Below are 13,312 nucleotides of genomic sequence, written 5' to 3' on the forward strand. Positions count from 1 at the left end.
GGCAAATAATCATCAGCGTCCTCTGCGAGAGATACTGATGGCGATACGAGCGGCTATTGCAGTCATTGTTTTAATATTCATCTGGCAATGCTTTTCTCCTTGAGTCTATCCTAAAAAATCAATTTTGATCAAGATTAAATAAGTGGTGTTCTAGCATCAATTTGTCATTGCATTCCTGTTTTCTAATTTCTGTTCAACTGATAACTACTTCTACGAAACTTTAATCATTCCACCTCAGTTGTAATTGCGTTGGTAAATCCAGACCTTTGTGGATTCTGCTCTGGCAGCCTGCTCTGATGGAAAAATTCAAAGAAAATGCGACAATAGAACCTGCTCCTGTAGACATCTCAGGTCATGAAAATATTGAGGTTTTTGGTGCCAGGGAGCACAACCTGAAAAACATTGATGTTACTATTCCGCGCAATAAGCTTGTAGTCATTACTGGTATTTCCGGATCGGGCAAATCATCCCTGGCTTTCGATACCATCTATGCAGAGGGGCAACGCAGGTATATGGAAAGCTTTTCGGCCTATGCTCGTTCATTCATTGGCGATATGGAAAGGCCCGATGTTGACAAAATCAATGGTTTGAGCCCTGTAATTTCCATTGAGCAAAAAACTACCTCCAGAAACCCCCGCTCAACAGTTGGCACACTGACCGAGATTTATGATTTTCTAAGGCTTTTGTATGCCCGTGCCGGAATAGCCTATTCTTACCTGACCGGTAAACCCATGATTCGCCAGTCGGAAGACCAGATTATCGATCACCTGATCAAGAATTTCGAGGGTAAGAAGTTGATCATTCTGGCCCCTGTGGTAAAAGGCCGAAAAGGCCACTACCGCGAGCTTTTCGTTCAAATCCGCAAAATGGGTTTCACCAAAGTGAGGGTGGATGGCGTGGTGATGGACATGGTGCCCAAAATGCAGGTAGACCGTTACAAAACACACGACATTGAAATTGTCATCGACCGTATAATTGCAGACCCAAAAGACCGCTTCCGCATTGCCCAAAGTGTGAAAACCGCCATGAGCCATGGCAATGGAGTGATGATGATTCGCGATGAAGAAAACCAGATTCATCATTTTTCTAAATACCTCATGGACCCGGAAACGGGGTTGTCGTACGATGAACCTGCACCGAACAACTTTTCCTTCAACTCTCCATATGGTGCGTGCCCTACCTGTAATGGCTTAGGACAAATAGAAGAGATAAGTAAAGAGAGTGTGGTGCCAGACCCCAACTTAAGCATCAGCCGGGGCGGGCTGGCTCCGCTGGGCGACTATCGCGACATTTGGATATTCAAAAAGCTCGAAGCCATACTCAAGCGACACAAGGCCAACCTGAGCACTCCCATAAAAGACTTACCCGAAGGGGTGCTGGAAACCATTTTATATGGAGACGATGTACCTGTTGCCGTTAGCTCCAAAAAATATCCGGGAACCAACTGGAACACCAAGTTTGAGGGAATAATTAAGTTTCTGGAAAAGCAAATGGAAGAAGGCACTGAAAAAACACGTCAGTGGATTGCCGACTTTATGACCGTGAAAACCTGCCCTGAATGCAACGGTGCAAGGCTAAAAAAAGAATCGCTTCACTTTAAAATTGCCGATAAGAACATTGCCGAATTAGCCGAAATGGACATTGAGTCCTTAGGCCACTGGCTGGTAGGCCTTGAAGAACGGCTCACCGAAAAGCAAAACCAAATTGCTCCGGAGGTATTAAAAGAAATAAGAAAGCGAACAGGCTTTCTGCTCGATGTTGGCCTGGACTATCTTACACTCAACCGTCCGCTTCGAACCCTTTCCGGTGGAGAAGCACAACGTATTCGTTTGGCCACACAAATAGGCACTCAGCTAGTGGGAGTACTCTACATTATGGACGAACCAAGTATTGGGCTGCACCAGCGAGACAATGTGAAACTTATTAATGCCCTAAAAAACCTACGCGACATTGGCAACACCATTATAGTAGTAGAACACGATAAGGACATGATGTTGGCCTCTGACTTTATTATAGATATAGGTCCGGGAGCCGGACGTCATGGAGGGCAAATAGTGGCAGCCAATGACCCCAAAACCTTTTTGAAAGAAGGAGGAACCACCGCCAAATACCTTAAGGGCGAAAAAGCAATTGAAATACCCTCGCAGAGAAGAAAAGGCCTGGGTAAAATGCTCACCCTGAAAGGAGCCAGCGGAAACAATCTCAAAAAAGTAGACCTGAAAATTCCTCTGGGTAAAATGGTGTGCATTACAGGGGTTTCCGGTAGCGGTAAATCTACCCTGATTCACGATACCCTCTTCCCTATCCTGAACCATCATTTCTATAAATCGCGTAAATCGCCCCTTCCTTACGAAGGTATTTCCGGGTTGAAAGATGTCGATAAGGTGATAGAAGTAGACCAGTCGCCTATAGGTCGAACCCCAAGGTCGAACCCAGCCACCTATACCGGAGTATTCTCAGATATACGCACCCTGTTTACAGAACTTCCTGAAGCCAAAATCAGAGGCTACAAAGCAGGTCGGTTCTCTTTCAATGTGAAAGGTGGGCGCTGCGAAACCTGTGAAGGTGCCGGAATGAAGCTGATCGAAATGGATTTCCTACCGAACGTACATGTACCTTGCGAAACTTGTAAAGGAAAGCGTTATAACCGCGAAACACTTGAGGTTCGATTCAAAGGAAAATCTATCTCGGATGTGCTGGATATGACCGTAGAACAAGCCGTTGAATTCTTCGAAAACCAACCCAAGATTTTGAGAAAAATTCAAACATTGAATGATGTAGGCTTAGGATATATCTCATTAGGTCAACACGCCACAACTCTTTCAGGTGGTGAAGCCCAGCGGGTAAAGTTAGCCACAGAACTTTCTAAAAAAGACACGGGCAAAACACTCTACATTCTGGATGAGCCCACAACCGGCCTCCACTTTCAAGACATTCAACATCTGCTCGATGTACTCAACAGGCTTGTAGACAAAGGCAATACCGTTTTGGTAATTGAGCACAATTTAGATGTAATTAAAGTAGCTGATCACATTATAGACCTTGGCCCTGAGGGTGGCGACAAGGGAGGTCAAATCATAGCTCAAGGCACTCCTGAAGAGGTCGCCAAAAGCAAGAAAAGCTATACCGCTAAGTTTTTGAAAGAAGAACTAACCGCCCAAACTAAAGCCGGCAAGGCTTAACCCCCTTAAAACGGGAAGGAAATACTGGGGTAATCCTGAAACGCACTCCTCCAAGCTAAACGAAACCAGAGCGGCTCTCTTTCCATGCTGAGCTTGCCGAAGCATCTCTCTAATCTCATGCTAGCCTTGGTGTCCTCACCAAGACATTGACAGGCGAATCGGTGAGGACACCGATTCCGGCTAGAGTTTAGCGAGTAAAGTCATCTTTCTATGCCGAACAAAATCAAAAGCCGATCCCTTTCCATACTGAGCGAAGCCGAAGCACCTGTCCAAACGTTCTAAGCTGACAGATACTTCTGCCATAGTCGGGATGGGAATGAAGCAGTGTCTATCAAAGTCCTCTATGAGAGACTTTGATGGGGGCACTAGAAGCATCTGTCTAACCTTACGCCAGTCTTGGTGTCCTCACCAAGGCATTAAAAGGTGAATCGGTGAGGACACTAATTCCGGCTAGAGTTTAGCGAGTAAAGTCATCTTTCTATGCTGAACAAGGCCAAAACCGCTCCCTTTCCATACTGAGCGAAGCCGAAGCATCTGTCTAACCTACTAACTTGGTAGATTCCTCCTCAAAGTCCGGATTAGAAATGGGAACGTAAGAAGTAGCTACAAAAAAATAGTGCTGCCGCAACCGCGGACAGCACCATCTTCAACCAAAACATTAAAATCAACACTGTATCTAACACCTCAACGTCAGGCTCGTTAGCCTGACTTCAACCATCGATTTTAATTGCCTTTTTCTGACTTTATAACGGCAGCTAAGAACTGCTATTATAACCGTCTTCTTATTATTTGCTCTTTTAACACTTTTTGACACACCAATGTTCCCACAAAAACTCACAAGTATGCGAACCGAAACATTTTGCCCTATGTTATGCTTCCAAACCCACAGGCTATGAGCAGCTTTGAACATCTCCACCTGGAGATTCCGAAGTCCGACAAGCAAAGAATCGTAATAATAGGCGGAGGCTTTGGCGGTATTCAACTGGTAAAAACTCTTCAAAAATCCAACTTCCAAATTGTACTTCTCGATCGGCACAACTACCATACATTTCAGCCCTTGTTGTATCAGGTAGCCACAGCCGGTTTAGAACCCGACTCTATTGCGGGAGCTTTGCGCCAGCTTTTTGCCCGGCACAAAGACTTTTACTTTCGTATGGCTCGCGTTACCGGGATAGACTCGGAAAGAAAGGTAATTAAGACCCTGGTGGGGGAGTTAGAATATGACCTTCTGGTAATAGCCAACGGATCTAAAACCAACTATTTTGGCGATAAGGAAATGTACAATCGTACGTTTCCGATGAAGCAAATTCCACAGGCGTTGGATTTGCGCAGCCACATGCTTCAAAACTTTGAACAAACAGTGCTTTCTAAAGAAGATGAAGAAAAAGACCGTCTGACCAACTTTGTAATTGTGGGTGGAGGCCCTACCGGTGTGGAAGTAGCGGGGGCATTGGGCGAGCTCAAAAAGCATGTGTTGCCAAACGACTATCCTGATATTGACTTCGACATAATGAAACTGCACCTGGTAGACGCAGGCCCAAGACTGCTGGCGGGCATGTCTGAAAAATCGAGCGCCAAGGCCGAGTTATACCTCAAAGATTTTGATGTTGACGTTAGGCTTAACACTCGCCTGGTCTCTTATGATGGTAGAGATGTGGTGCTAACCGATGGCACCGTTATTCCGGCCAAAACTGTCATATGGGCTGCCGGGGTTACGGGCAATATTATGGACGGTTTGCCAAAAGAAAGCATTGGCGGTGGACGAATAATTGTGAACGAGTTCAATGAAGTAAAGGGTCTGCAAGATGTATTCGCCCTGGGAGATATTGCTGGTATGTATACTGCGCAAACTCCTAAAGGACACCCCATGGTGGCTCCCGTGGCCATTCAGCAAGCCACTAACCTCGGCAAAAACCTTATGCGGGCACAAAAAGGCAAATCGCTAAAACCGTTTGTATATAAAGACAAGGGCTCAATGGCCACCATTGGCCGTAACCGCGCAGTGGTAGACCTCCCTAAGTTTCATTTTGGTGGCTTGTTTGCCTGGATGGTCTGGATGTTCATTCACCTAATGTCTATTGTGGGTTTTCGAAACCGATTGGTCATTTTGGCCAACTGGGTGTGGAATTACCTGACCTACGACCGCGGCACCAGGCTCATCATTCGTACCTTTGTTAGAAACAAAGACTACAAGCCGGGAGATACGCTCTGATTTCCAGCCATATTGGTTGTTTACCTCTTGCAACAATGCTTTGTTTTGATTGGGCAGGTTTGCTTATTTTTCGGGTTCTACCATGGGCAAGAAAAGACTATACTGGATTCTCCAAATACTCGGCTGGGGGCTCTACTTTGGCTCCAACTTTATCTCTCAGGGCTTAGATCCCTTTGAGCTGGGAGAAAAGGCCGTACAAAACCAGCGCACCGAGTTGGCCATTCATAGCCTATTCTTTTTTCTTACTACCCACGTCTTCATCAGAAACATAATTATTAAGCGCAAGTGGGTACAAATCAACATTGCGCGGGTAATTCCCAGAATTTTAGGTGTCATTCTTTTGGCTTCTATACTGGCCAACCTGCTCACCTTTCTCATGTACTATGTGTTTGGCACCCGATCGTTCAACGACCCAAGCCTGGTTACCGAGGTACTCCTACTCTTTGCCACCTCCATTGTGCTTTTCATTCTATGGTCTACCGTATACTTTCTCTATCACTACCTGGAAAGTAACAACCGTTCGCTCAAGTATGAGGCGGCCATGAACGAAATGCACCTCAACCAACTCAAAGCACAACTCAACCCGCATTTTATTTTCAATGCCCTTAACAGCATGCGGGCGCTGGTAGACGAGGAGCCCGCTAAGGCCAAAATTGCCATCACTCAACTTTCTAACATATTGCGCAACTCGCTCATTACCGATAAAAAACGAGTAGTAAATTTTAGAAATGAGCTGAACACCGTAAAAGACTACCTCGCTCTTGAGGGTATTCGGTTCGAAGAGCGTCTGAAAGTAAGGTATCGCATAGACCCCAGCTCCGACCGATTCGATGTACCCCCCATGATGCTACAAACCCTGGTGGAGAATGCTATCAAACACGGGGTTTCTAACCTGATGGAGGGTGGGCTTATTGAAATTCAGTCGGCAGTACATGATAGCATACTGGTTATAAAAATCAGAAATAGCGGCCAATTGCTTCCGAACAGAAAAAAAACCAGCACCAGAAGCGGTGTAGGTTTGGTGAACACCAAAGAAAGGCTGAAATTGATTTATGGCGATGCCGCCACATTTAATATTTATAACGAAAATGATAAGTTTGTTGTGACTGAAGTGAAAATACCTCAGCGCATTTAAATATAAATTCTATGAGAGCACTTATTGTAGATGATGAAAGACTGGCTCGTAAGGAGCTTACCAATCTTTTGCAGGAATTTCAGGAAATAGAAATTGTGGGCGAAGCCGTGAATGCTGAGGACGCGGAAGAAAAAATTAATGCCTTAAAGCCCGACCTGCTGTTTTTAGACATTCAAATGCCCGGTAAAACAGGTTTTGAACTGTTGGAATCGCTCGACTCTGTCCCGGATGTTGTATTTACCACCGCATACGATGAGTATGCCCTAAAGGCATTCGACTACAATGCCATGGACTATCTGCTTAAACCAATTGAGCCAGACAGACTCAAAGAAACGGTTCAAAAACTGATTAACCGCAACAGCAAACCCAAGGCCACTACCGAAAACAACCCTCAGAAGCTGGGACCAAGCGATAGGGTGTTTGTAAAAGACGGAGACAAATGCTGGTTTGTAAAGCTGGAGAACATCCGCCTGTTCGAGTCAGATGGTAATTACATTAAAATATACTTCGACAACTATAAACCCATGATCCACAAGTCGCTCAATGCACTGGACGAAAAGCTGGACGACCGTTCGTTTTTCCGTGCCAGCCGCAAACACATTATTAACCTTACCTGGGTAGAAAGCATAGAATCTTGGTTCAATGGTGGGTTAATGGTTGTGCTGCGTGGAGGCGATAAAGTAGAAGTGAGCCGAAGACAAGCCGCCCGCTTTAAAGAAATGATGAGCCTTTAGTGCTCCAATAATCGTGTGGAATGGAACCTGACCCTGGCGGAAACGTCAGGGTTTTTTTTGTGGAAAATCAAGTTCCGGAAACCCTGAAACCTGAATCCCCAAACTTGTTGAATTTTAGGCGCACTTTGATAGTTTATATTTTTTAGCGAAATTATTTCACCTAAATACCCGAAGACTCTCAAAGACTAAAAAAGAAAGCGACCCGTAAAGGCCGCTTTAAATGTTTTCACAACGGAATAATCCTTATTGTGACTAGTATTCAAATTGTATTTGAAGCTACACTTAATTTTTTAAATATAAAATAGCACACGATGAAAAGAATATTAGGACTGGATCTGGGTACCAACTCAATTGGTTGGAGTTTAGTAAGACTTGATTATCAAACTAAAAAAGATACCTATTTAGGGTCTGGTGAAATCTTAGGAATGGGTAGTCGCATTATCCCTATGAATGAAGCTGCACTCTCAGATTTTGGTAAAGGGAAAACCGTTTCTCAAACTGCCGAAAGAACAAAGTATAGAGGGATAAGAAGACTGCGACAAAGACATCTACTAAGACGGGAAAGATTACATAGAATACTGAATATACTAGGTTTTTTGCCAAAACATTACGCACAAGAGATAGATTTTGACAATCGCTTAGGTCAATTCCTTGACCACAGAGAACCCAAAGTTGCCTATCGAAAAAATAAAAATCAAAAGTACGAGTTTCTCTTTAAGAGCTCTTTTGATGAAATGATACAGGATTTCAAGAAAAGCCAACCTTCATTGTTCTATAAAAAAGACAGTGGTGAGGAAACCAAGATCCCGTATGATTGGACCATTTATTACTTGAGAAAAAAAGGGCTTTCTGAAAAACTAACCAAAGAAGAACTTGCCTGGGTTATTCTGAATTTTAACCAGAAGAGAGGCTATTATCAGCTGCGTGGGGATGAAATAGACACTGAAAAAACAAAACAAACAAGACAATACTTTATCACTGAAACAATAACGTCCATTGTTGATACTGAACAAATCTATAAGGGGCTGAGTATTTTTCAGATTTCCCTGTCAAATGGAGAGGTAGGCAAATATTACTCAAAGAAAAGACCTAGTTGGATTGGAGAGGAAAAGAATATCATTGTAACCGTTGAACTTGACAAAGACGGAAAAGATAGATTGAACGATCACGGTGAAGTAAAAAGAAAATTCACTATTCCTTCAGAAGAAGATTGGGATAAAAAATGGCCATTAATCAAAGCTAAAACAGAAGATGATTTAAAAACTAGTGGCAAAACCGTTGGATGTTATATATACGATAAACTACTTCAGAAACCCAATCAGAAAATTAGAGGCAAACTGGTCAGAACCATAGAACGAGACTTTTACAAGTATGAATTCTCCTCAATATTGAAAAAACAAGTAGGCCTGCAACCTGAGTTGTTTACGGATGAATTGTTTGAAGCATGTGTAAAGCACCTTTACCCTAATAACATCCCCCATCAAACAGATTTATTGAAGAGGGGCTTTGTACATCTATTTACCGAAGACATCATTTTTTATCAACGTCCACTAAAAACGAAGAGATCTCTAATTGCTGAATGTAAGTACGAGAACCGGGTTTATAAAGACAAAGAAACCGGAGAAGAGAAGAAGCAATGGTTGAAATGTATTGCAACGAGCCACCCATTGTATCAGGAGTTTAGATTATGGCAATTCGTTCAAAACCTAAAAATCTATGAAAGAGAAAAACGAGTAAACGGGCTTTTACATGCTGATGAGCATGTAACAAATGAGTTTATTTCTTCCATTGAAGATAAAGTAAAACTCTTTGAGCAACTCAATGACCGAAAAAACATTAAGCAGAGCACTTTCCTCGGGTTTTTTAAAAAAGACGGAAAGAAATTAACAGAGAAAACCCATCGCTGGAATTACGTAGAAGATAAGGAATATCCATGCAATGAAACGCGCGCAGGTTTCATCACTGTTTTAAAGAAAAACAAAGAATTTAACTGGCAAGAATTTCTGACTCAGAAAGTAGAGGTTGAATTATGGCATACCTTGTACTCAATTAATAAAAAAAATGAGTTAAAGAGTGCATTGGAAAAATTAGCTAAGCGACTGAATGTTGAGGATGATATCCTTAAACCGTTTCTTGATTTCCCTCCTTTTAAGAAAGAATATGGAGCCTTCTCTTTCAAAGCACTTAATAAACTGTTACCACTTCTACGCTCTGGGAATCATTGGAGTGAAGAGCAAATTCACGAAAAGGTAAAAGACAGAATTGATAAAATACTCACTGGTGAGGAGGACGATTCTGTTGATAATAAAATAAGAGAGCGTTTACAAAGCTTCAATTCGATTGAAGATTTTCAAGGATTGCCAATTTGGCTTGCTTCCTATGTGGCTTATGGGAGACACTCAGAAGTTGGCGAGAGAATATACTGGAAAAAGCCAAGCGATATTGAACGACTAGCACAACACTCGCTTCGCAACCCAATAGTGGAACAGGTCATTAACGAAACTTTACAGGTAGTAAAAGACATTTGGAATCACTACGGAAATGGTGAAGAAAAATTCTTTGACGAAATCCATGTTGAGCTTGGCCGGGACATAAAAAACACCAAAAAGGAAAGGGAACGATTGACAAAACAAATAACTGAAAATCAGAACACTAATCTTAGAATCCGAGCAATATTAAAAGAGTTAATGGATGATCCAAAGGTTGAGGGCGATGTAAAGGATTACTCCCCAAGCCAACAGGAGCTACTCAAAATATATGAAGAAGGCGTGTTAACAGCCTCTGCAAAACTACCTGACGATATCGAAAAAATCAGCCGAAAAGCTGAGCCCACCAAAACAGAAATTCAAAAATACCGCTTGTGGATGGATCAAAAATATCGTTCCCCTTATACGGGAGAAATGATTCCATTGAACAAACTATTTACCCCTGCTTATGAAATTGAACACATTTTGCCACAATCAAGGTATTTCGATGACTCGCTAAATAATAAGGTGATCTGTGAGGCTGTCGTCAATGGCAATCCTTATAAAGACAATCAAACTGGATACGAATTTATCTCGAAAAATGAGGGGCGAATCGTACACGAACTATCCACGACTCAAAAAACGGTGAAGATTTTCACGAAACTGGAATATGAAAGCTTTGTAAGCAGATATTTCACAGGAAAGAAAAAAGCCATTCTTCTAATGCCGGATATTCCTGAATCATTTACCAATAGGCAATTGAATGACTCCCGTTACATCAGCAAAGTTGTCATGAAACTCATGAGTAACCTGGTTCGAGAGGAAAATGAAGAAGAAGCCACTTCAAAACATGTAATACCTGTTACTGGAAAAGTGACTGCGCAACTTAGGAAGGATTGGGGATTTAATGATGTCTGGAACGAATTAATAGCCCCACGTTTCCAACGAATGAATGAACTGACCGGAACCAACGATTTTGGGTATTGGGATGAAAAAGGTGGGAATAAATTTTTCCGAAATAACGTACCTGACGAGCTGAAGAAGAATTTTGACCCTAAACGGATCGACCATCGCCACCATGCTCTAGATGCTCTTGTGGTTGCTCTAGCCGATAGAAGACATGTGAATTACCTGAACAACAAACATGCTCAAGAAAGGGGAAAAGAAAGGAAAGATTACCGTGCCAATTTATGCTTTAGGAAATATGATGATTCAGGCAAAAACTACAATTGGACCTTTTACAAACCTTGGGAAAGCATTACCAAAGAACTTAAAGACAAGCTGGCCACAACAGTTGTAAGTGTGAAGCAGAATAAAAGAATCCTTACTAAGACCAGTAATTACTATGAATCCTTTAAAGATGAAATGGGGAGTTTAAGAAGAGATAAATCAGGTCTACCCAAAAAAGGACTAACAAAACAACTTGATGGAAAACAGGGGAGTGATAACAAGCGAAACATTTCACTCAGGAAGGATTATCATGACCCAATGCCTTATGGAAAAATAGAATTAGCCTTTGATGTTTTAAATATTTATGACGCCCTCAACAAAAGAGATTATATAATTGATGAAGCAATACGTAATCAAGTAATCAGACTGATTTCGTATTATGATGGAAAAGAAACCTTAGCATCAAAAGAATCTAAAAAGCATTTCAAGCAGTACAAGAAGGCAAAAGCTGACTTAGATAAGTTTCAATCAAAAATAGACAAGCTAAATCTTGAAGAAGAACCTGATCAAAAAGAAATATCCTCGTTAACCAAAAGAATAGTCGAAAAGGAAGAGGAAGTTCTCCATATAAAAGAAACACTCATTATTGATAAAACAGGAAATGCAATAGATAAAACTCATTATCAAATAAAAACGGAAAAATATGGGAAGAGACAGCCGTTGGCAAAAGCATTATCAGGGGAAACCTACGATGCTGTTGTAAAGTCAATTTTTAAAGTAGCTGATTATCAGTTACAACTTGATTTAATTGATCACTTGAACAGCTATTATAGTGAAGGGAATTTAGATTTTGCATTTTCACCGGATGGAATTGATAGGTTTAATAGAAATAGAAAAACGCCTATTTACTCTGTACGACTAGCAGAGTCAGGAAGTAGTAGATTTGAACTTGGCGAAAAAAAAGGGAACAATCATAAATATGTTGAAGCTACAACAGGGAATAACATATATTTTGCTGTTTACAAAAACAGAGAAAGTGGTGAAAGAAAGTTTGAAACTATCCCACTAAGAGAATCCTTTGAAAGGTTAAAGCAAGGAGAAAAAACACCAGCCCCTAGGCTTAATAAAGATGGCTACAAACTATTATTTACTTTGAGTCCAGGAGAAGTTGTATTTGTCCCGGATGAAGAAGAAAAGGAAAACATAGAGCGTGTTGATTTTTCAAACTTGACAAAAAGTCAAATTGGCCGCTTGTTTACTGTTAATGATTTTTCAGGATACACGATTTATTTTACACCAACCTCATTTGCTAGAGCTATTGGACCAAAGGAATTGGATACTAGTTATGATCATAAGTTGTCAAAAGTGGTGTTGGGAGATCAATCTGTCCCGATTAAAGACCATTGTTGGAAACTAGAAGTCGATCGTTTAGGTAACTTGAAAAGAGCAAGATAGAGTCCAATAGAACATTTATCTCTACACATAACCTTGAAGATCTTAAGCAAACGTCTAGGCCCCTGCTTAACTAGCCTATGAATTTATACACAATAATCCATGCAACCAGAGAAGCTATACCACATTTACAACCATGCCAATGGCAACGAAAACCTCTTTAAGGAAACAGAGAACTATAATTACTTCTTAGGGCAATGGTCTAAATATATCGAACCTATTGCCAACACCTTGGCCTACTGCTTAATGCCCAATCATTTTCATGCTTTGGTTTTAATGAAGAGGCAGGAGGAGGTAGAAGCAACTTTTGGAAAGTTTAGAACTTTTCAAAAGTTCAAGGTTCTTAACCATAATTAAAAAGACACGGCACATGCAAACAGAAAAGTACTATCACATTTACAACCATGCCAATGGAAGAGACAACCTTTTTATCTCCGTAGAAAACTATGAATACTTTCTTAGGCAGTGGACCAAATACATTAATCCGATTGCCAACACCCTGGCTTACTGCCTAATGCCCAACCATTTTCATTGTTTGGTTCTGATAAAGGATCAAGACGAGATAGAAGCATCTTTTGGAAAGTTTGAAACTTTCCAAAAGCTAGAGTACCGCCTAAGTAAGCAGTTTGCAAGTCTATTCAGCAGTTATACACAGGCTTTTAACAAACGGCATAACCGAAAAGGAAGCCTCTTTAGCCCCAACTTTAAAAAGAAGGAGATTACTTCGAATGACTACACCTCCAAAGTAATTGCCTATATACACACCAACCCTATTCACCATAGGTTTGTACAAAACATAAAAGACTGGAGGTTTTCAAGTTATCAGAGCATTCTATCGGATAAACCTACACAAGTCAACCGACAAGAAGTGCTTAATTGGTTTGGTGGCAAAAACGCATTCGAAGACTTTCATCAGTCATATATAAACACATTACCAAGTGAAATAGATATGAATATTTAGA

7 protein-coding genes are annotated in these 13,312 nt (G+C 41.4%); all 7 read left to right on the forward strand.

The features are described 5' to 3' along the window. The first annotated feature begins 296 nt into the window (after nucleotides 1–296). The 7 genes from uvrA to IE164_RS03305 all read left to right on the forward strand — a co-directional run bounded on the left by uvrA (nucleotide 297) and on the right by IE164_RS03305 (nucleotide 13,311). Nucleotides 297–3,182, forward strand: a complete 2,886-nt coding sequence (uvrA, locus tag IE164_RS03275) for an excinuclease ABC subunit UvrA (RefSeq protein ID WP_189628748.1) — start codon at nucleotides 297–299, stop codon at nucleotides 3,180–3,182. A gap of 892 nt (nucleotides 3,183–4,074) precedes the next feature. Then, nucleotides 4,075–5,394: an NAD(P)/FAD-dependent oxidoreductase gene (locus tag IE164_RS03280; RefSeq protein WP_229838505.1), complete on the forward strand. Its 1,320-nt coding sequence runs from the start codon at nucleotides 4,075–4,077 to the stop codon at nucleotides 5,392–5,394. An 82-nt stretch (nucleotides 5,395–5,476) separates the two neighbouring features. Next, complete coding sequence (locus IE164_RS03285) at nucleotides 5,477–6,529, forward strand: sensor histidine kinase (protein WP_189628750.1); 1,053 nt, start codon at nucleotides 5,477–5,479, stop codon at nucleotides 6,527–6,529. An 11-nt stretch (nucleotides 6,530–6,540) separates the two neighbouring features. Beyond that, a complete protein-coding gene (locus IE164_RS03290) occupies nucleotides 6,541–7,263 on the forward strand; it encodes a LytR/AlgR family response regulator transcription factor (RefSeq protein WP_189628751.1) in 723 nt (240 codons plus the stop codon). 311 nt (nucleotides 7,264–7,574) lie between these two features. Then, nucleotides 7,575–12,353, forward strand: coding sequence for a type II CRISPR RNA-guided endonuclease Cas9 (gene cas9 / locus IE164_RS03295; RefSeq protein ID WP_189628752.1), 4,779 nt, complete (start codon nucleotides 7,575–7,577; stop codon nucleotides 12,351–12,353). A 99-nt stretch (nucleotides 12,354–12,452) separates the two neighbouring features. Then, nucleotides 12,453–12,707 (forward strand): hypothetical protein, encoded by a 255-nt coding sequence (locus IE164_RS03300; protein WP_189628753.1) that lies wholly within the window; start codon nucleotides 12,453–12,455, stop codon nucleotides 12,705–12,707. Between the two features lie 13 nt (nucleotides 12,708–12,720). After that, on the forward strand, nucleotides 12,721–13,311 hold the full coding sequence (locus IE164_RS03305; protein ID WP_189628754.1) for a transposase: 591 nt from the start codon (nucleotides 12,721–12,723) through the stop codon (nucleotides 13,309–13,311). Nucleotide 13,312: the final 1 nt, after the last annotated feature.

It is taken from the genome of Roseivirga thermotolerans, assembly GCF_014653175.1.
GTDB classification, from domain to species: Bacteria; Bacteroidota; Bacteroidia; order Cytophagales; family Cyclobacteriaceae; genus Roseivirga; species Roseivirga thermotolerans.

Excerpts from the sequence above, each read along its gene's own strand:
- IE164_RS03285 (WP_189628750.1), top strand. The coding sequence starts at position 5,477 with ATGGGCAAGAAAAGACTATACTGGATTCTCCAAATACTCGGCTGGGGG.
- IE164_RS03280 (WP_229838505.1), top strand. The coding sequence starts at position 4,075 with ATGAGCAGCTTTGAACATCTCCACCTGGAGATTCCGAAGTCCGACAAG.
- IE164_RS03300 (WP_189628753.1), top strand. The coding sequence starts at position 12,453 with ATGCAACCAGAGAAGCTATACCACATTTACAACCATGCCAATGGCAAC.
- IE164_RS03290 (WP_189628751.1), top strand. The coding sequence starts at position 6,541 with ATGAGAGCACTTATTGTAGATGATGAAAGACTGGCTCGTAAGGAGCTT.
- uvrA (WP_189628748.1), top strand. The coding sequence starts at position 297 with ATGGAAAAATTCAAAGAAAATGCGACAATAGAACCTGCTCCTGTAGAC.
- cas9 (WP_189628752.1), top strand. The coding sequence starts at position 7,575 with ATGAAAAGAATATTAGGACTGGATCTGGGTACCAACTCAATTGGTTGG.
- IE164_RS03305 (WP_189628754.1), top strand. The coding sequence starts at position 12,721 with ATGCAAACAGAAAAGTACTATCACATTTACAACCATGCCAATGGAAGA.